The sequence below is a fragment of the Streptomyces sp. AM 2-1-1 genome (genome assembly GCF_029167645.1).
Classification (GTDB): Bacteria; Actinomycetota; Actinomycetes; order Streptomycetales; family Streptomycetaceae; genus Streptomyces.
In genome coordinates, this window is the sequence record NZ_CP119147.1 from 4332925 (window position 1) to 4352512 (window position 19588).

The following is a 19588-nucleotide window of genomic DNA, read 5'->3' on the forward strand; positions in this document are numbered from 1 at the left end:
GCTTGACGGCGAGGGGCTCGAACCCCCGAAAGAGGGATTGACGACAAGTGCTCGACGTCAACTTCTTCGACGAGCTGCGGATCGGCCTTGCCACCGCGGACGACATCCGGACCTGGTCCCACGGCGAAGTGAAGAAGCCGGAGACCATCAACTACCGCACGCTCAAGCCCGAAAAGGACGGACTCTTCTGCGAGAAGATCTTCGGTCCGACCCGGGACTGGGAGTGCTACTGCGGCAAGTACAAGCGTGTCCGCTTCAAGGGCATCATCTGTGAGCGCTGTGGCGTCGAAGTCACCCGCGCCAAGGTGCGCCGTGAGCGGATGGGCCACATCGAGCTCGCCGCTCCCGTCACCCACATCTGGTACTTCAAGGGCGTCCCGTCGCGCCTCGGATACCTGCTGGACCTCGCGCCGAAGGACCTCGAAAAGGTCATCTACTTCGCCGCGTACATGATCACGTTCGTCGACGAGGAGCGCCGCACGCGCGACCTCCCGTCGCTGGAGGCCCACGTCTCCGTCGAGCGTCAGCAGGTCGAGAACCGTCGCGACTCCGACCTGGAGAACCGCGCCAAGAAGCTCGAGACCGACCTCGGCGAGCTGGAGGCCGAGGGCGCCAAGGCCGACGTGCGCCGCAAGGTGCGCGAGGGCGCCGAGCGCGAGATGAAGCAGCTGCGCGACCGTGCGCAGCGCGAGATCGACCGTCTCGACGAGGTGTGGAGCCGCTTCAAGAACCTCAAGGTCCAGGACCTCGAGGGCGACGAGCTGCTCTACCGCGAGCTGCGTGACCGCTTCGGCACGTACTTCGACGGCTGCATGGGCGCCGCCGCGCTGCAGAAGCGCCTGGAGTCCTTCGACCTCGACGAAGAGGCCGAGCGCCTGCGCGAGATCATCCGCTCCGGCAAGGGCCAGAAGAAGACCCGCGCGCTCAAGCGCCTCAAGGTCGTCTCCGCGTTCCTGCAGACCAGCAACAAGCCCAAGGGCATGGTGCTCGACTGCGTGCCGGTCATCCCGCCGGACCTGCGTCCGATGGTGCAGCTGGACGGTGGCCGCTTCGCGACCTCCGACCTGAACGACCTGTACCGTCGCGTGATCAACCGCAACAACCGCCTGAAGCGCCTTCTCGACCTCGGTGCCCCCGAGATCATCGTGAACAACGAGAAGCGCATGCTCCAGGAGGCCGTCGACGCGCTGTTCGACAACGGCCGTCGTGGCCGCCCGGTCACGGGCCCCGGCAACCGTCCGCTGAAGTCCCTGAGCGACATGCTCAAGGGCAAGCAGGGCCGGTTCCGTCAGAACCTCCTCGGCAAGCGCGTGGACTACTCCGCGCGTTCCGTGATCGTCGTCGGCCCGCAGCTCAAGCTGCACCAGTGCGGTCTGCCGAAGGCCATGGCGCTGGAGCTCTTCAAGCCGTTCGTGATGAAGCGCCTGGTGGACCTGAACCACGCGCAGAACATCAAGTCGGCGAAGCGCATGGTCGAGCGTGGCCGCACCGTCGTGTACGACGTCCTCGAAGAGGTCATCGCCGAGCACCCGGTGCTGCTGAACCGTGCGCCCACCCTGCACCGCCTCGGCATCCAGGCCTTCGAGCCCCAGCTGGTCGAGGGCAAGGCCATCCAGATCCACCCGCTCGTCTGCACCGCGTTCAACGCGGACTTCGACGGTGACCAGATGGCCGTGCACCTGCCGCTCTCCGCGGAGGCGCAGGCCGAGGCCCGCATCCTGATGCTGTCCTCGAACAACATCCTGAAGCCGGCCGACGGTCGCCCCGTCACCATGCCGACCCAGGACATGGTGCTGGGTCTCTTCTTCCTCACCACGGACGAAGAGGGCCGCAACGTCAAGGGCACGGACCGCGCGTTCGGCTCCACGGCCGAGGCCACCATGGCCTTCGACGCCCGCGAGCTGTCGCTGCAGGCGAAGGTCGACATCCGCTTCCCGGTGGGCACCATCCCGCCGCGTGGCTGGGTGCCGCCGGTCGCCGAGGAGGGCGAGCCCGAGTACCAGCCGGGTGACACCTTCCGTCTGCGTACGAGCCTGGGCCGCGCGCTCTTCAACGAGCTGCTGCCCGAGGACTACCCGTTCGTGGACTACTCGGTGGGCAAGAAGCAGCTCTCCGAGATCGTCAACGACCTGGCCGAGCGCTACCCCAAGGTCATCGTGGCGGCGACGCTCGACAACCTGAAGGCGGCCGGTTTCCACTGGGCGACCCGCTCCGGTGTGACCGTCGCGGTCTCCGACATCGTCGTGCCCGAGGCCAAGAAGGCCATCGTGCGCGGCTACGAGGAGCAGGACGAGAAGGTCCAGAAGCAGTACGAGCGCGGTCTGATCACCAAGGACGAGCGCACGCAGGAGCTCATCGCGATCTGGACCAAGGCGACCAACGAGGTCGCCGAGGCGATGAACGCGAACTTCCCCAAGGTGAACCCCATCTTCATGATGGTCGACTCGGGTGCCCGAGGAAACATGATGCAGATGCGCCAGATCGCGGGTATGCGTGGTCTGGTGTCCAACGCCAAGAACGAGACGATCCCGCGTCCCATCAAGGCGTCGTTCCGCGAGGGCCTCACCGTCCTCGAGTACTTCATTTCCACGCACGGTGCCCGTAAGGGTCTGGCCGACACCGCGCTGCGTACCGCCGACTCGGGTTACCTCACCCGTCGTCTGGTGGACGTCTCGCAGGACGTGATCATCCGCGAGGAGGACTGCGGCACCGACCGCGGCCTCAAGCTGAAGATCGCCGTCAAGGGCGAGGACGGTGTCCTGCGCAAGACGGACGACGTCGAGACCTCGGTGTACGCCCGCATGCTGGCCGAGGACGTCGTCATCGACGGCAAGGTCATCGCGCCGGCCAACGTGGACCTCGGTGACGTGCTCATCGACGCCCTCGTCAACGCGGGTGTCGAGGAGGTCAAGACGCGTTCGGTCCTGACCTGTGAGTCCGCGGTCGGCACCTGTGCCTTCTGCTACGGACGCTCGCTCGCCACCGGCAAGCTGGTCGACATCGGTGAGGCGGTCGGCATCATCGCCGCCCAGTCCATCGGTGAGCCCGGTACCCAGCTGACGATGCGTACCTTCCACACCGGTGGTGTGGCCGGTGACGACATCACCCAGGGTCTGCCCCGTGTCGTCGAGCTCTTCGAAGCCCGTACGCCGAAGGGTGTCGCTCCGATCTCCGAGGCCGCTGGCCGCATCCGGATCGAAGAGACCGAGAAGACCAAGAAGATCATCGTCACGCCGGACGACGGCAGCGAAGAGACTCCCTTCCCGATCTCGAAGCGCTCCAAGGTGCTCGTCCGCGAGGGCGACCACGTGGAGGTCGGCCAGAAGCTGACCTTCGGTGCGACCAACCCGCACGACGTGCTGCGCATCCTCGGCCAGCGTGCGGTCCAGGTCCACCTGGTCGGCGAAGTCCAGAAGGTCTACAACTCGCAGGGCGTGTCGATCCACGACAAGCACATCGAGATCATCATCCGGCAGATGCTCCGCCGCGTGACGATCATCGAGTCCGGCGACGCGGAACTCCTGCCGGGCGAGCTCGTCGAGCGCTCGAAGTTCGAGACCGAGAACCGTCGTGTGGTCACCGAGGGCGGTCACCCCGCCTCCGGCCGTCCGCAGCTGATGGGTATCACCAAGGCCTCGCTGGCCACCGAGTCGTGGCTGTCGGCGGCGTCCTTCCAGGAGACGACCAGGGTCCTGACCGACGCGGCGATCAACGCCAAGTCGGACTCCCTGATCGGCCTCAAGGAGAACGTCATCATCGGTAAGCTCATCCCGGCCGGTACGGGCCTCGCCCGCTACCGCAACATCCGGGTCGAGCCGACCGAGGAGGCCAAGGCCGCGATGTACTCGGCCGTCGGCTACGACGACATCGACTACTCGCCGTTCGGCACCGGCTCCGGCCAGGCCGTTCCGCTGGAGGACTACGACTACGGTCCGTACAACCAGTAAGCGAGTCGTCTGATCGCACCGCAGGGCGGTCACCCCGGGAGGGGTGGCCGCCCTGCGGCGTTGTGCGCGGGGTGCACGCCGCGTCGGGCGAGGCCCTGGGCGCCGGGGCCGCGGGCGGCCCGCGCGGTGCTTCGGGGGCCTGTCACCGGGGCCTGCGCGGGGAGGGTGAGGAAACTCATCCCGGGCCGCGGGTGCGCGTCGGCGCCACCTCCTGCGGGAAGCGCCCCACCCCCTGCGGCCAGGGGTTTTCCCGCTCCAGGCGCCGGAGAACGTGCGTGTAAACGCCATGGATCGGGCGTCGCGCCGTCCGCCGGGGGGTGTCCCCGTCCGGGCGACGACGCCCGCGCGTCCGGCCGCGCTCCATTTGTTTTGACCCGAGCCGATGAGGTAGGTACGCTCAAGCCTTGTGCCTGGGGTGTGCCTGGGCTCGGTATGCGTGTCTTCAGCCGCAGGCCGGGTCCGGACAAGGCCACCGCAATCTGCGCCTCATCCGTTGTTTTCCGGCAGAGGCTTGCAGTATTCGACACACCCGACCGCGTGGGTCGGCGATGTTCCAGGTTAGTTTCAACGAACGGCACACAGAAACCGGAGAAGTAGTGCCTACGATCCAGCAGCTGGTCCGGAAGGGCCGGCAGGACAAGGTCGAGAAGAACAAGACGCCCGCGCTCGAGGGCTCGCCCCAGCGCCGCGGCGTCTGCACGCGTGTCTTCACGACCACCCCGAAGAAGCCGAACTCGGCGCTCCGTAAGGTCGCGCGTGTGCGTCTGACCTCCGGCATCGAGGTCACGGCCTACATTCCGGGCGAGGGACACAACCTGCAGGAGCACTCGATCGTGCTCGTGCGTGGTGGCCGTGTGAAGGACCTGCCGGGTGTTCGCTACAAGATCATCCGCGGCTCCCTTGACACCCAGGGTGTCAAGAACCGCAAGCAGGCCCGCAGCCGCTACGGCGCCAAGAAGGAGAAGTAAGAATGCCTCGTAAGGGCCCCGCCCCGAAGCGCCCGGTCATCATCGACCCGGTCTACAGCTCTCCTCTTGTCACGTCGCTGATCAACAAGATCCTGCTCGACGGCAAGCGTTCCACCGCCGAGCGGATCGTCTACGGCGCTATGGAAGGCCTCCGCGAGAAGACCGGCAACGACCCGGTCATCACGCTGAAGCGCGCGCTCGAGAACGTCAAGCCCGCCCTTGAGGTCAAGTCCCGCCGTGTCGGTGGCGCCACCTACCAGGTGCCGATCGAGGTCAAGCCCGGTCGCGCGTCCACCCTCGCCCTGCGCTGGCTCGTCGGTTACTCCCGCGCCCGTCGTGAGAAGACCATGACCGAGCGCCTCATGAACGAGCTGCTCGACGCCTCCAACGGCCTCGGTGCGGCCGTCAAGAAGCGCGAGGACACCCACAAGATGGCCGAGTCCAACAAGGCCTTCGCGCACTACCGCTGGTAGTCGTTACCCACATCGAGACCGAGAGAAGACTGAAGCCTTATGGCTACCACTTCGCTTGACCTGGCCAAGGTCCGCAACATTGGGATCATGGCCCACATCGACGCGGGCAAGACGACCACCACTGAGCGGATCCTGTTCTACACCGGTGTCTCTTACAAGATCGGTGAAGTCCACGACGGCGCTGCCACGATGGACTGGATGGAGCAGGAGCAGGAGCGCGGCATCACGATCACGTCCGCCGCGACGACCTGTCACTGGCCCCTCGAAGATGTCGATCACACGATCAACATCATCGACACCCCCGGCCACGTGGACTTCACCGTCGAGGTGGAGCGTTCGCTCCGCGTCCTCGACGGTGCTGTGACCGTGTTCGACGGCGTTGCCGGCGTCGAGCCCCAGTCCGAGACCGTTTGGCGTCAGGCGGACCGCTACGGCGTGCCGCGCATCTGCTTCGTCAACAAGCTCGACCGGACCGGCGCCGACTTCCTGCGCTGCGTCGACATGATCGTGGACCGCCTCGGCGCCACCCCGATCGTGATGCAGCTGCCGATCGGTGCCGAGGCCGACTTCGAGGGCGTTGTGGACCTGGTCCGCATGAAGGCCCTCGTCTGGACGGCCGAAGCGTCCAAGGGCGAGATGTACGAGGTCGTCGACATCCCGGCCAACCTCCAGGAGCTGGCCGAGGAGTACCGCGGCAAGCTCGTCGAGACCGTCGCCGAGAACGACGACCAGCTGATGGAGCTGTACCTCGAGGGCACCGAGCCCACCGAGGAGCAGCTCTACGCGGCCGTCCGTCGCATCACCATTGCCTCCGGCAAGGGTGGGGACACGACGATCAGCCCGGTGTTCTGCGGCACCGCGTTCAAGAACAAGGGCGTCCAGCCCCTGCTCGACGCGGTCGTCCGTTACCTGCCGTCGCCGATCGACGTCGAGGGCATCGAGGGCCACGCGGTCAACAACGCCGACGAGGTCATCACCCGCAAGCCGTCCGTCGACGAGCCGCTCGCCGCGCTCGCCTTCAAGATCGCGAGCGACCCGCACCTCGGTAAGCTCACCTTCATCCGGGTTTACTCGGGTCGCCTGGAGGCCGGCACCGCGGTGCTGAACTCCGTCAAGGGCAAGAAGGAGCGCATCGGCAAGATCTACCGCATGCACGCGAACAAGCGTGAGGAGATCGAGTCGGTGGGCGCCGGTGACATCGTCGCCGTCATGGGTCTGAAGCAGACCACGACGGGTGAGACGCTGTCCGACGACAAGAACCCGGTGATCCTGGAGTCCATGGACTTCCCGGCACCGGTCATCGAGGTCGCCATCGAGCCCAAGTCCAAGGGTGACCAGGAGAAGCTGGGTGTAGCCATCCAGCGTCTCGCGGAGGAGGACCCCTCCTTCCGTGTTCACTCGGACGAGGAGACCGGCCAGACCATCATCGGTGGTATGGGCGAGCTCCACCTCGACATCCTCGTCGACCGCATGCGTCGCGAGTTCAAGGTCGAGGCGAACGTCGGCAAGCCCCAGGTCGCGTACCGCGAGACGATCCGCAAGACCGTCGAGCGTCATGACTACACCCACAAGAAGCAGACCGGTGGTACCGGTCAGTTCGCCAAGGTGCAGATCGCGATCGAGCCGATCGAGGGCGGCGACGCCAGTTACGAGTTCGTGAACAAGGTCACCGGTGGCCGTATCCCCCGGGAGTACATCCCCTCGGTGGACGCGGGTGCGCAGGAGGCCATGCAGTTCGGCATCCTGGCCGGCTACGAGATGACCGGCGTCCGCGTCATTCTTCTCGACGGTGGCTACCACGAGGTCGACTCCTCGGAGCTCGCGTTCAAGATCGCCGGTTCGCAGGCCTTCAAGGAGGCCGCGCGCAAGGCTTCTCCCGTCATTCTCGAGCCCATGATGGCCGTTGAGGTCACCACGCCCGAGGACTACATGGGTGAGGTCATCGGCGACATCAACTCCCGCCGTGGCCAGATCCAGGCCATGGAGGAGCGCCACGGTGCTCGCATCGTGAAGGGCCTCGTGCCCCTCTCGGAGATGTTCGGCTACGTCGGAGACCTCCGCAGCAAGACTTCGGGTCGCGCAAGCTACTCGATGCAGTTCGACTCCTACGCCGAGGTTCCGCGGAACGTCGCCGAGGAGATCATCGCGAAGGCCAAGGGCGAGTAACTCTCCCGAGCTCACGCTTTAGGCTTGTCACCGGAGCCTGGTGGGCATCGTCGCAGCGCGCGAGCACTGCGGCGGATGCCCCGGGTTCCGGCATCCCAGCAAAGATCACCTGGCGCCGATGAAGCAAGGCGTACAGAACCACTCCCCAGGAGGACCCAGTGGCGAAGGCGAAGTTCGAGCGGACTAAGCCCCACGTCAACATCGGCACCATTGGTCACATCGACCACGGTAAGACGACCCTCACGGCCGCCATTACCAAGGTGCTGCACGACGCGTTCCCCGACCTGAACGAGGCCTCGGCCTTCGACCAGATCGACAAGGCTCCCGAAGAGCGTCAGCGTGGAATCACGATCTCCATCGCGCACGTCGAGTACCAGACGGAGTCGCGTCACTACGCGCACGTCGACTGCCCGGGTCACGCTGACTACATCAAGAACATGATCACGGGTGCCGCGCAGATGGACGGCGCCATCCTCGTGGTCGCCGCCACCGACGGCCCGATGCCGCAGACCAAGGAGCACGTGCTCCTGGCCCGCCAGGTCGGCGTTCCGTACATCGTCGTCGCCCTGAACAAGGCCGACATGGTGGACGACGAGGAGATCCTGGAGCTCGTCGAGCTCGAGGTCCGTGAGCTCCTCTCCGAGTACGAGTTCCCGGGCGACGACCTGCCGGTCGTCAAGGTCTCGGCGCTCAAGGCGCTCGAGGGCGACAAGGAGTGGGGCCAGTCGGTCCTGAACCTGATGGCCGCCGTCGACGAGTCGATCCCGCAGCCCGAGCGCGACGTCGACAAGCCGTTCCTGATGCCGATCGAGGACGTCTTCACGATCACCGGTCGTGGCACCGTCGTCACCGGCCGCATCGAGCGTGGTGTCCTCAAGGTCAACGAGACCGTTGACATCGTGGGCATCAAGCAGGAGAAGACCACCACCACGGTCACCGGCATCGAGATGTTCCGCAAGCTGCTCGACGAGGGCCAGGCCGGTGAGAACGTCGGTCTGCTCCTCCGTGGCATCAAGCGCGAGGACGTCGAGCGCGGCCAGGTCATCATCAAGCCCGGTTCGGTCACGCCGCACACCGAGTTCGAGGCCCAGTCCTACATCCTGTCGAAGGACGAGGGTGGCCGTCACACCCCGTTCTTCAACAACTACCGCCCGCAGTTCTACTTCCGTACCACGGACGTAACGGGCGTCGTGACCCTTCCCGAGGGCACCGAGATGGTCATGCCTGGTGACAACACCATCATGAACGTCGTGCTGATCCAGCCGGTCGCCATGGAAGAGGGCCTGAAGTTCGCCATCCGTGAGGGTGGCCGGACCGTGGGCGCCGGCCAGGTCACCAAGATCATCAAGTAATTGCTTGAGGTCTGACCTGGTTGCTCCTCACTGAGCACCGAGAAGGGCCCCGTCCCACCGCGCGAGCGGTGGGACGGGGCCCTTCTTCTCGTACGGGCCTTCTTCTTGTACGGGCCTTCTTCTTGTACGGGCCTTCTTCTTGTTCGGGGCTTGTTCTTGTACGGGCTGCGTACGGGGCCTTCTTCCCGGGCCGGACCGGGGCGGTGCCGGATCGCCGCCGGGCCGGGGTGCGGCCCGGCGGCGGGGCCGTCAGCGCTGCCGGGCGGCCAGGGCCGCCGCGTTGATCTTCGGAGCCAGCTCCGCGACCGCCCATTCGACGCTGTGCGGGGTCGGTTCCGCGAGGGCCTGGGCCGCGGCGGGGTCCAGGGGGATGTAGCGGCCGTCGGTGACGGCCGGCATCGTCCGGAAGGCGGGGGTCTTCTCCAGGGTGCCGAGCGTGTCGGTCGTGCCGGCGGCGAGGACGACGTCGGTGTCGGCCAGGCCCACGTCGGCGTAGTCGAGATAGGTGCGGGAGGGGAGGCTGGAGTCGGGGAGCTGGGACGTGCGCGCGTCCAGCTTGACCCCGAGCTTGCGCAGGACGCGCGCCGAGGTGTCCTCGCGCGACTTCACCGCGCCGACGCCGTGCGGCATGGGGTTGACCAGCAGGCTGAAGCGGGTGCCGACGATGGCGGGGAAGACCGCGCGGGCGTCCACTGCGGTCTGCTCGGCGGCCGTGATGAGCTGTTCGCCCACGTCCTTGACGCCGAGCGCCTTGGCGATGATGCGGGTGCTCGTCTGCCAGGGGTCCTCGTCGGGGCCCTTGAGGTAGTGCACGACGGGCGCGATGGCGGACAGGGCGTCGTACTCCGGGACGAGAGTGCGGTCCCGGGCGGCCAGGATGACGTCGGGCTTGTACGAGGCGACCTCGGCGACCACGTCGCCGCCGGCCGGGAGCAGGCGCGGCCGCTTCCCGGAGAGGGCGGCCTTCGTCCAGGGCGCGATGCCGCCGGCCACTCCCTCCGCCGCGGGCATGACCACCGGCTCGAAGCCGAGCGAGAGCGCGATGTCGGCACTGGCGCTGTCGAGTGCGACGACCGTCCGCGGCTTCCCCTTGATCTTCGCCACGCCGAGTTTGCCCTCGACCGAGACGGAGGCGGCCGTTCCGTCGGCCGTGCAGGCGGTGGCCAGCAGCAGGGCGGAGGCTATGCCGGCGAGTGCACCGGTCCGGATGCGGGTGTTCATGCTTCTCCTTGACTCGCTCCCCGCGACAGTAGCCTCATTCGTACGCACGTACGTGCGTGGAATGCGTGATTCCGGTCGCCCGGACCACCGGGGGCGCCAGGCGCGGGCGGCGGGAGCCTGCCCATGATCCGGGCGGGGTCATCCCCGTGTTCGAACCCCATCACCCGGTCCGCCCGGCTGCCGTTCCGGCGGGGACTGCCCGTCCCGGCCGTTCCGCAGTTCCGCCGTCTCAGACGGCGACCGCCGCCGACGCGTTGCGGACCGGTCGGCGGACCATGTACACGTCGACCGGGTCCCGGGACTCCTCGACGAAGCCGTGCCGCTCGTACAGCGGCCGCGCGGCGCTCCCCCGAACGACGATCAGCCGGACCTCCGCGCCCGCCTCGTCGGCCCGGGTGAGCAGGGTGCGCAGGACGGCGGTGCCGATGCCGAGGCCCTGGAGGCCGGGGGAGAGGTAGAAGTTCTCCAGCCACCGGCCCTGCTCGGTGGGGCGCAGGGTGACGCTTCCGGCGAAGGCACCGTCGACCTCGATGACCGAGGTGTGCTCCGGTACGAAGGTGTCGCGCAGCCGCTGGCGGACCCGGTGCTCGTCGTACCGGCCGAGCCGCTCCAGGTCCGGCCGCAGGACGACGGCGCGCAGCTCGGCGATGGTCTCGATGTCACCGGGCAGGGCGGGACGCAGGGCCCAGGCGGCGGCGACTGCGGGCAGGGTGCTGTTGTTCATCCGTCAAGTATCTACGCCGCGCAGGAGCGGTACGCGGCGCGGCGGCGGGCCCGGCACGTATGCCGGGCCCGCCGCCGCGAGGGGAGCGCCGTCAGGCGAGGATCTTCTCCTTGGCCCGCTGGAACTCCTCGTCCGAGATGTCGCCGCGTGCCCGGACCTCGGAGAGCTTCGAGATCTGCTCCGCCGGGGTCAGGCCGCCGCTACCGCCGGCCGTCTCGCGGATGTACGTCTCGAACGCGTGCTGCTGGTCCTTGGCGTGCCGGTGTTCGCGGGAGCCCATGCCCCGCCCGCGCGCGATGACGTAGGCGAAGACGCCGATGTACGGCAGGAAGATCACGACGAGGAGCCAGACCGTCTTGGCCAGGCCACCCATGTCGTCGTCGCGGAAGATGTCGGCGATGATCCGGAAGAGGAGCACCAGCCACAGGACCCATATGAAGACCCACATCGCGGTCCAGAACGCTCCGAGGACCGGATAGTCGTAGGCCAGGTAGACGCCGTCGTTCATCGCTCTCTCCTGTCGGAGCTGTAGCAGTGCCACCCCCGGGAGCATCCATCCTGCGTCCGGTCGGGGAAGTCGGCCACGCGAGAGGGGAAGCGGTCGGGCGCGGGCCGGGCGGCTCAGCCCGGCGGGGGCGGGGTCACCGTGCGGTGCACCCGGGCACCGGGCAGCCCGCGGAGGATCTCGGCGCCGATATCGGAGAGGCGCTGCGCGTCGGGCGGTGTGGCGCCGAGCCCGATGGCGTACCGGACGAAGCCCTGGCCGGGTGCCGCGTCCCCGGCGACCGGGCGGGGCCAGGCGCGGGTGTCCGGGGAGCCGGACGCGGCGAGCGCGTCGAGGAGTGTCAGGAGGCGGCCCCGGAAGCGGCCCTCGTCCTCGCCCTCGCCCACGGAGACCAGCGCCCAGGCGGTGTGGCGCGGGTGCGGGAGCGGTGGGGCGCACAGCCGGGCGTACGGGACGGGGTCGGCGTCCGCCACCGACTCCAGCAGCTCCCACCCGCGGTAGAGCTCCTCGGCGATCAGCTCCCGGCCCGCCACCGACACCTGGGTGGTGCAGGAACGTACCGGCGCGGTCGGGGTCAGCACCGTGACGGCGTCGCCGCCCTCGCGGGAGGCCGGGGGAGCGGAGCAGTCGGCGGGATCGGCACCGGAGAGGACCACCGGGCGGTCCCAGTCCCACGCCGCCCACCCCGCGAAGAAGCGCCGCAGCAGCGCCGTGCGGGTCGGCCCTTCCGCCCGGGAGACCTGGTCCGGGTGAGTGGCGGGAGCGGGGTGGGTGGCGGAGGCGGGCTGGGCGGCGCACGCGGACCGGGTGGCGGACGCGGCGGGCCGGGCGGCCGCCTCGCCCGCCGTCCGGGCCGCGAGGAGCGTCCAGGCGAGCCCCGGCAGCCCGCCGAAGGGCGCCGAGTCGAGCCCCCGCGCCCGCGCCCACGCCTTGACGTCGTGGGCGAGGCCGGTGAACGCCCCGCGGTACGCGGCCGTGGCGGCGAGCACCGCCTCCGCGTCGCTCACCGCGCTCAGCGCGACGGCCGCCGCCGCACCCCACTCCTCGCGCCGTCCGACGGCCCGCGCCGGGTCCCGGCCGTCCGCGACCACCGTCACCAGGTCCACCCGCAGGCCGCCGAGGCGGAAACGCAGCCCGGGCACCCTGGCCCCGACCACCTCGCGCACCTCCTCGGCGTCCGGCAGCCGGCGGCCCAGCGCCCGGGCGCCGAGCGGTGCGGGCACCACCGCCACCAGGTCCACGTCCGCGCCGGGCAGCGCGCCGCCCGTCCGGCGCGAGCCGACGAGGTGCACGCGGGCGCCGGGCAGCGCCCGCGCCACCCGGCGCACCAGCTTCTCGGCGGCGACCCCGGCTTCCCCGCCCGCCGATGCCGCCGAGCCCGCCGATGCCGCCGAGCCCGCCGATGCCGCCGAGCCCGCCGATGCCGCCGAGCCCGCCGATGCCGCTGAGCCCGCCGGTGCCGCCGGGGTCTTCCCGGCTCCGGCCTCCCCGGAGCCGCACCCGGAGGTCTTCCCGGTCGGCGAACGTGTCCCGGGCGGGGCCCCGTCGACCGGTACCCACCCGACCCGTACGCCGAAGTGGTCCGAGGCGTAGAGCCCGGTCGCGTCCGGCGCGTCGCCCACCAGCTCCGCCCGCGCTGGGCGCAGCCGTGGCGAGCGGAAGAGCACCCGGTCCAGGCGGGAGGCCCGTCCGGTCAGTGAGCCGACGGCGGCGAGGGGGTTCACCGAGGGGTCGAAGGTCGGGGTGGCGTCGTCGGGCCCGCGGACCTCCGTCCAGGCGTCCGGGAGACCGAGCCGCGCCTGCGGGTTCGGGCCGCCGTCGTTGAAGTCGCCGACCAGCAGGAGGTCGCCTTCGAGACCGGCCAGCCCCGTGGCGAGATCGGCGAGTTCACGGTCGCGGCGGGCCGCACCCTCGGGGGAGTGGTCGCTGCTGAGATGGGTGACCGCGACGGTGACGGGCCCGCCCGCCGTCTCCACGACGACTGCGGCGACCGCCTTGTGCCGGCCCAGCGCGTGCCATCCGGCCTCCCGCACGGGCAGCCGGCTGAGCAGCAGCAGCCCGCAGTCGGCGACGTCGCGCCCGTCCGGGGCGGCGCCGAACGCGTACTCCGCCCGCACCCATCCGGTGCCCGCCAGCAGCTCCAGCAGCGGCGGTTCGACCTCCTGGAGGGCGATGACGTCCGCGTCGGCCTCCCGCAGCGCGTCGAGCAGGAGGGGACGGCGGCGGGCGGTGGCGATGCGCTCGCCGTCGTACCGGTCCCAGAGCGTGTTCCACGTCAGCACACTCAGCCCGCTCGGCCCGCGCCCGGACGGGCCGGGGCGCCCGGCCGCCTGGACCGGCTCCCACGTCCCACCGCCGCCGCACGCGTGCGGCGTCCGGGCCGCGAAGTACGGTGACGGCAGCAGCCGTTCCTCCCGCACCCGGCCCGCCGGCCCCGTGTCCACCCGGTCCACACCGGTGGCGCGGTCCCACACCACCTCGCCGTCCGCCTCGAAGAAGAGCACCCGGTGCCAGGGGACCTCCCCGCCCGGCGTGAAGCGCGGCAGCGGCACCCGCTTCGGCTCCCGGCCGCGCTGCGCGACCCCGATCACGAACCGCGCCGGATCGAAGCGGGCGTCCCACCGGATCCGGTGGTAGATCTCGTCGCTGGTCCGCATCAGACCGCCCTCGCCTCCACCGTGCCGCTCGCACCCAGGTACCACGTCCGGTGCGCCTCGCCCGGGTAGGGCGGGACGTACCGCCGCGCCTGCGCCTCCTGCACCGGGGGCGGTACGGGATGGGTACGGGTGGCGTTCCGCCGGGCCAGCTCCGCCGTGTCCACCAGCGCCGCCACGTGCGTGACGAGCGCGTCCCGCCCGCGGGCGACGCCGTGCACCAGTGAGCGCTGTCCCGGGGTGAGGGAGGTGGCGTCCCAGACGGTGGTCGAGCCGGGCAGCAACGCGCGCTCCAGCCGTTCGACCGCCTCCCGCACCACCTCGGCGTTGGCGCTCTGGTCGGCCCGGTCGCCCCGCGCTTCCCGCAGGTCGTCGAGGGCGATGTAGGTGCTCACCCCGGGCAACGCCCGGGCGTACGTGCTCTTCCCGCTGCCGGACGGTCCGCAGAGCAGCACCAGGCGCGGGAACTCGCCCGACCGCCACCGCCAGGTGGCGGGGACCGCCTCGTCCGCGGTGGTGATCCGGCCCCGCGCGTACGCCTCGCGGGCCTGCGCCCGGCAGCGGTCGGCGGCATCCGGCTCCAGGCCGTCGAACACCTCGCGGAGCCCGGCGGGCTCGCGCACCTCCTCCGCGTGGAGCGCGGACCACGCGACCTGTTCGCGTGCCGCCGGGGTCGGGGCGGTGGCGGCCGCGAGGGCGTGCAGGGCCGGCAGGCCGGCGGCCCAGGACATCCGGGTCAGGCCGGTCCGGCGCTCCTCGTCCGGGTACGGGCGGTGCAGGGAGCGGTGGAGCCCCACCAGATCGGCGACCCGGACGGCCTGCGACATGCCGAGGACCGGGGCGAGCCGGGGCGCGATCCCGGACCGGCGGTCGCGGTGCAGCAGCCCCGCCAGGACGCCGTCCAGCCGTTCGTCGCCGAAGGCGCCGGAGCCCGTGGCGCCGGCGGCCGCGCCCATCGCCACCGCGGTACGGGCGTCGGGAGGGTGCGCGGCCCCGGACGGGGGCGCCGCGTCCTCGGGCGCCGCGTCGTGGGGCACCGGGAGGGCGAGCGCCTCGCCGAGGCCTTCCGCGTCGACGGCGCCCCCGGAGCGGACGTTCCACAGGGCGGCGGACGGGCCCAGCGTGTTCGGCACCACGGCCGCGTGCATCCAGTGGGTGCCCGTCGTGACGTGCCCCGGCCGGACCCACTTGGCGACGGCCCGCCCGAACTCCTCGGCCCCGAACGCTCCGGCCGGGCGCACGACGTACCCCTCCTGGCGCCCGGTGTCGAGGGTGAGTCCGCGCAGCGCCTTCTCCGCCCGGGGGTCGAACGCCCCGCGCCAGAGCACCGGCGGCACCGGGATGCCCAGTTCGCGGAGGAAGGCGGTGGTGCGGTCCCAGCCGAGGCAGCGGTCACCGTCCCAGACGGAGAAGCCGTAGAAGAAGCCGTCCAGCCGGTCGTACGGAATCGAGTGGCGCGCGAACACGTTCTCGCCGCAGATCCGCCACCCCGCCGGGATGCGGGAACCCACCCGCCCCTGGAGGGCCTTGACCCAGCCCCGCGAGGGGTGGTGGACGGAGTCCAGCGAGCGGGCGTGCAGCCCGTCCGCGTAGAGCGTGGTGTTCTCGCCGTCGAGCTTCTCCGTCACGACGACCTCGCGCCCGGCGAGGACCGACAGGTCCACCACCCGCACGTCGTCGGAAGTGGCCCCGGGCGACCAGGGCAGGTGCGGGGTGCGCGGATAGTGCGTACGCATGCTCCTGCCCCCCGGTGGTGACGCTCCGATCGCCACTGTAGGCAGGGGGGCGGCGGGAACTCCACGGATTTTCCGACGGCGGGCGGGCGCGCGGACCGTCCGCCGGCGTAGTGGTGCGCGCGCCCGCCGCCGGTACTTCCGTCATCGCCGGTCCGCGCATTCCGCACACTGCCGCAAGGTAAATCCCTTATGACGACGGCGTGACGGCGGAGCGGTCGAAGCATCCTCTTTTCCGGGCCATTCCCGGGGATCACTCCGTTTCGTCCATGTGCCGGGGGGATTGCTCATTCCCGCGCACGGGTCGGTGGCTCCCCGGGCAATGCGGGCGATTTCCGCTTCGCGGGGCGCCGATTCGGCCGACGGGGCGGAAAAACCGCACAAGACCCGGTGAAAAATTGTGACGCAGTCCACATCCGTCCCGTGGGTCACCGCTGTGACCTGGCATTCGAGTGGAGAGGGGGAGGGTCACATACGCGCCATGGTGACTAAAAATGAGCCCATCGTCACCGGGGGGAAGCCGGAAGGATAGGTATCGTCCTTCTCGTACCTGAGTCTCGGTTCCGAGGGGAAGCGTCATGCCGGAAATTGAACTCGACTACTCCACCACCGTCTCCCGGGAGCTGGTCCATCGCGAGTCCGTGGCCGAGGTCTTCCTGACGGACCACCGTCCGCACGGCAACGGCGTCCGCATCGCGGCCCAACTCCCCCGCACGCACGCCTACTACAGCGACCACACGGTCAGTCCCGCTCTCTACGACCCCCTTTTGCTGATGGAAGTGCTGCGGCAGTGCGGCATCCTCGCCTCCTCGGTCTACCTGGAGGCGCCCGACGACTCGGCCTACGTCTTCGACGCCGCCGCCTTGGACGTGCTGGACTTCGAAGCGCTCCGGATCGGCCCCCGGCCCGGGCGCATGTCGATCGACTTCCGCATCGCCGGGACGAGGAGCCGCAAGGGCCGCGCCTACGGAGCGGTCTACGAGGTGCGCGCCGACATCGACGGCAGGCCGGCCGTCAGCGCCCGGCTGGAGTGCCGGTGGATGCCGCGCCGTACCTGGAAAGCGCTCCGCGAACGCACCCGGTCGGGCCTCGACCTGACTCCGCGGGCGCACCTCACCGGCCTGCGACTGCCCACGTACCTGGTGGGACGGCGCTCGGCCCACAACGTGGTCCTCGCCCAGGCGGAGCGGGACGGTGCGCTGGTCACCGGCCACGTGGTCGTGGACCGTGACCACCCCGGCCTCTTCGATCACGCGCTGGACCACATATCCGGCGCGGTGATGTACGAGGCGTTCCGCCAGACCGCGCTGTACGCGGCGAGCGAGGTGCACGGTCTGGCGCCCCGGGGCCTCGTGACGGAGGAACTGCGCATCGACTTCCTGCAGGTCGCCGAGTTCGAGCCGGCGACGGACTGCCGGGCCGAGGTGCACGCGCTGGAGGAGTCCGGCGTGACCGTGGACCTGGCGCTGGTCCAGGGGGACCGCTCGGTCGCCACCGGCCGGATGCGCCTGAACCGCAGACTCTGCGGCGGCCTCGCCGACCGCGGCCTCCGAATGGCCACCGCGTGAGCGGGCCGGAGCGCGAAGGTGCGGGGCACCCCCGCCGGACGGTCTGGTTCGACTTCGGCGGTGTGCTGTCACCCTCCCTGGACGACCTGTTCCTCGCCTTCGAGAAGAAGACGGGGATCGGCCCCGCGCAGATGGCGGCGGCGCTGGGGGACGTCGGCAGGGAGCTGGGGGTACCGCCCCTCGAACCGGTCGAACTCGGCCGAATGGCGGAGGCGGAGTGGGCGGGCAGGATCTCGTCGGCGCTGCGGAGCCGTTGGCCCGGTCTCGACCAGTCCCTGGCCGACTGGGCGCACTTCGGCCGCCAGTGGTTCGAGGGGGTCGAGGCCAACGTCGCCGTGGCCGGGGCGGCACGGACCCTGCGGGACGAGGGTCTGCGCGTCGCCGTCCTGTCGAACAACGTCAAGGAGTGGGAGCCGTACTGGCGCCCGCTGATCGGGCCCGAGGGCGCGTTCGACCCGGTCGTCGACTCCTGTGTGCACGGGGTGCGCAAGCCGCAGCCCGAGATCTTCACCCTGGCCGAACGCCTGGCGGGAACGGAGGGCCAGGACTGCGTGCTCGTCGACGATCTGGAGGAGAACTGCCGCGCCGCCGAAGCGGCCGGCTGGACGACCGTGCATTTCCGCGAGACGGGACAGGCCCTGCGCGAGCTGAGTGCCGTCACCGGTGTCCGCCTCTGCCCGTTGCCGTAAAGAGCTGCGTGAAAGAGCCCCGTGAAAGAGCTGCGTGAAAGAGCTGCGTGAAAGAGCTGTGAAAGGGACGTGAAAGCGGATCGCCCGGATCTCCTCGCCCGTCTCGTACACGAGGCTTCTGCCGCATTTCCGGAGAATGACACTCCCGTCGCCGCAGTGATCCCGTCGCACCCCTTTCGGTCCCTGCCCGATTTCCCGCCACGCGCCCTCTGCGCGCGTGCACCACTTTTCCCCGCGTCCCGCACGCGTGCGCTCTCCCGGGACGTCTCCCTCGCTTTCACCACCCCGTCCGCCTTCGTTTTCCTGGAGTCCTCGTGACCACATCGACCACCGCACCGACGACGGTGGAAGGCATTCCGCACGTCGATCCGCAACCGACTTTCGTGCCGATGGCCGAACGCAGCGCCGGCGGCATTCCGCAGATCACTCTCCCCAGCGGACACACCGCGCTCCACGTCACTCGCTACGTGGACGTCCACCGGGTGCTCACCGGCCCGCAGTTCGGCCGGACCGTCACCAATGTGGAGGACGGCCCGAGTTTCCTTCCGACGATCATGCCGAAGGAGCTCCTGCTCAACCTCGACGCCCCGGACCACGCGCGCATGCGGGGTTTCGTGAACGCCGACTACAGCGCCGCCGGGGTGGACAAGCTGCGCCCGGTGGTCAGGGAACTGCTGGCCGGGAAAATCGCCCGGCTGAGGGCCGAGGAGAGCCCCGACCTCTTCCGTACCGTGCTGGACACCCTGCCCGCGGAGGTGAACGGGCGGTTCCTCGGCATCCCGGACGAGGACATCGCGTACTACCGTCCGCTGGGCCACACCGTCCAGGTGGCCTCGCACGAGGACGTGCCCGGACTGGTCGCGGACTTCACCGAGCTGTACACCTATCTAGCCGGACTCGTCTCGGGCGCCCGGCCGCGTGCCGAGGGCGGGCTGATCGACCGCTTCGTGGCCGCCCGGGGCTCGGTGGAGCCGCCGCTCGACGACGCCGAGCTGATCGGCATCCTGCTGGGCTCGGTGCTCGGCGCCGACCAGAACATCCTCTCGGTCGCCTCGAAGATCCTGTACGTCCTGCTCTGCCGGCCGGCCCTCTGGCAGCGGCTGGCCCAGGAGCCGGAGGTGGCCGACCGGCTGGTGGACGAGCTCATACGGCTGATCCCGCTGGGCAACATCTCCGCCTTCCCCCGGGTGGCGAGCGAGCGCGTGGAGATCAGCGGGGGCTTCATCGAGGAGGGCGACGTCGTCTATCCCGACGCCTTCCGTGCCAACCGCGACCCGGAGGTCTTCGCGGACCCGCTCACCGTCGACGTCGACCGCACGGGGCGGCGGCACCTGCAGTTCGGTTACGGGATGCACCACTGCATGGGCGCCGCGCTGGCCCGGATGGAGATCGCGGAACTGCTGACCGCCCTGGCGGCGGAGTTCCCCACGCTCACCCTGGACGCCGATCCGGCCACCCTGCCCTGGGACAGCGGCGTGATCCTCCGTCGCCCCACCGCACTTCCGGTGCGGTGGTAGCGCCGGGAGCGCCGGTGGAGAGCTAGGGGCGGAACAGGGGCACGGCAGGGGCACGGCGCTGCCGTGCCCCT

General features: G+C 70.1%; 13 protein-coding genes. 8 read left to right on the forward strand and 5 right to left on the reverse strand.

Annotated features, from left to right (window positions below; all coding sequences use genetic code 11):
- The first annotated feature begins 47 nt into the window (after positions 1 to 47).
- The 5 genes from PZB77_RS18945 (at position 48) to tuf (ending at position 8906) form a co-directional block, all read left to right on the forward strand.
- Positions 48 to 3947 (forward strand): DNA-directed RNA polymerase subunit beta', encoded by a 3900-nt coding sequence (locus tag PZB77_RS18945; protein ID WP_275493793.1) that lies wholly within the window; start codon positions 48 to 50, stop codon positions 3945 to 3947.
- Positions 3948 to 4543: 596 nt separating this feature from the next.
- Positions 4544 to 4915 carry a 30S ribosomal protein S12 gene (gene rpsL, locus PZB77_RS18950; protein ID WP_003948652.1) on the forward strand — a complete coding sequence of 124 codons (372 nt, stop codon included), beginning with the start codon at positions 4544 to 4546 and terminating at the stop codon, positions 4913 to 4915.
- 2 nt (positions 4916 to 4917) lie between these two features.
- Positions 4918 to 5388: a 30S ribosomal protein S7 gene (gene rpsG / locus PZB77_RS18955; RefSeq protein WP_219611728.1), complete on the forward strand. Its 471-nt coding sequence runs from the start codon at positions 4918 to 4920 to the stop codon at positions 5386 to 5388.
- 39 nt (positions 5389 to 5427) lie between these two features.
- Complete coding sequence (gene fusA / locus PZB77_RS18960) at positions 5428 to 7554, forward strand: elongation factor G (RefSeq protein ID WP_275493795.1); 2127 nt, start codon at positions 5428 to 5430, stop codon at positions 7552 to 7554.
- A gap of 158 nt (positions 7555 to 7712) precedes the next feature.
- A complete protein-coding gene (gene tuf, locus PZB77_RS18965; RefSeq protein ID WP_266705279.1) occupies positions 7713 to 8906 on the forward strand; it encodes an elongation factor Tu in 1194 nt (397 codons plus the stop codon).
- A gap of 249 nt (positions 8907 to 9155) precedes the next feature.
- Here the strand turns inward: tuf and PZB77_RS18970 are convergent, their stop codons facing one another.
- The 5 genes from PZB77_RS18970 to PZB77_RS18990 all read right to left on the reverse strand — a co-directional run bounded on the left by PZB77_RS18970 (position 9156) and on the right by PZB77_RS18990 (position 15746).
- The gene (locus tag PZB77_RS18970; RefSeq protein WP_275493796.1) at positions 9156 to 10127 is read right to left on the reverse strand and encodes an ABC transporter substrate-binding protein; all 972 of its coding nucleotides are present in this window, start codon (positions 10125 to 10127) and stop codon (positions 9156 to 9158) included.
- Positions 10128 to 10356: 229 nt separating this feature from the next.
- On the reverse strand, positions 10357 to 10851 hold the full coding sequence (locus tag PZB77_RS18975) for a GNAT family N-acetyltransferase (protein WP_275493797.1): 495 nt from the start codon (positions 10849 to 10851) through the stop codon (positions 10357 to 10359).
- 91 nt (positions 10852 to 10942) lie between these two features.
- Positions 10943 to 11359 (reverse strand): PLDc N-terminal domain-containing protein, encoded by a 417-nt coding sequence (locus PZB77_RS18980; RefSeq protein ID WP_275493798.1) that lies wholly within the window; start codon positions 11357 to 11359, stop codon positions 10943 to 10945.
- Positions 11360 to 11472: 113 nt separating this feature from the next.
- Positions 11473 to 14013: an RNA repair domain-containing protein gene (locus tag PZB77_RS18985; RefSeq protein ID WP_275493799.1), complete on the reverse strand. Its 2541-nt coding sequence runs from the start codon at positions 14011 to 14013 to the stop codon at positions 11473 to 11475.
- Positions 14013 to 15746, reverse strand: a complete 1734-nt coding sequence (locus PZB77_RS18990; protein WP_275493800.1) for an RNA ligase family protein — start codon at positions 15744 to 15746, stop codon at positions 14013 to 14015. The genes PZB77_RS18985 and PZB77_RS18990 overlap by 1 nt, the downstream gene beginning before the upstream one ends.
- A gap of 575 nt (positions 15747 to 16321) precedes the next feature.
- Here PZB77_RS18990 and PZB77_RS18995 point away from each other — a divergent pair.
- The 3 genes from PZB77_RS18995 (at position 16322) to PZB77_RS19005 (ending at position 19517) form a co-directional block, all read left to right on the forward strand.
- On the forward strand, positions 16322 to 17311 hold the full coding sequence (locus PZB77_RS18995; protein ID WP_275493801.1) for an AfsA-related hotdog domain-containing protein: 990 nt from the start codon (positions 16322 to 16324) through the stop codon (positions 17309 to 17311).
- Positions 17308 to 18000, forward strand: a complete 693-nt coding sequence (locus tag PZB77_RS19000) for an HAD family phosphatase (RefSeq protein ID WP_275493802.1) — start codon at positions 17308 to 17310, stop codon at positions 17998 to 18000. Before PZB77_RS18995 ends, PZB77_RS19000 begins: the two co-directional genes overlap by 4 nt.
- Positions 18001 to 18314: 314 nt before the next feature.
- Positions 18315 to 19517, forward strand: a complete 1203-nt coding sequence (locus tag PZB77_RS19005; protein WP_275493803.1) for a cytochrome P450 — start codon at positions 18315 to 18317, stop codon at positions 19515 to 19517.
- The last annotated feature ends 71 nt before the right edge of the window (positions 19518 to 19588 follow it).

What these genes read in the sequence shown, in the direction of transcription:
- rpsG (WP_219611728.1), top strand. Translation starts at nt 4,918, where the DNA reads ATGCCTCGTAAGGGCCCCGCCCCGAAGCGCCCGGTCATCATCGACCCG.
- fusA (WP_275493795.1), top strand. Translation starts at nt 5,428, where the DNA reads ATGGCTACCACTTCGCTTGACCTGGCCAAGGTCCGCAACATTGGGATC.
- PZB77_RS18970 (WP_275493796.1), bottom strand. Translation starts at nt 10,127, where the DNA reads ATGAACACCCGCATCCGGACCGGTGCACTCGCCGGCATAGCCTCCGCC.
- PZB77_RS18975 (WP_275493797.1), bottom strand. Translation starts at nt 10,851, where the DNA reads ATGAACAACAGCACCCTGCCCGCAGTCGCCGCCGCCTGGGCCCTGCGT.
- PZB77_RS18980 (WP_275493798.1), bottom strand. Translation starts at nt 11,359, where the DNA reads ATGAACGACGGCGTCTACCTGGCCTACGACTATCCGGTCCTCGGAGCG.
- PZB77_RS18985 (WP_275493799.1), bottom strand. Translation starts at nt 14,013, where the DNA reads ATGCGGACCAGCGACGAGATCTACCACCGGATCCGGTGGGACGCCCGC.
- PZB77_RS18990 (WP_275493800.1), bottom strand. Translation starts at nt 15,746, where the DNA reads ATGCGTACGCACTATCCGCGCACCCCGCACCTGCCCTGGTCGCCCGGG.
- PZB77_RS18995 (WP_275493801.1), top strand. Translation starts at nt 16,322, where the DNA reads ATGCCGGAAATTGAACTCGACTACTCCACCACCGTCTCCCGGGAGCTG.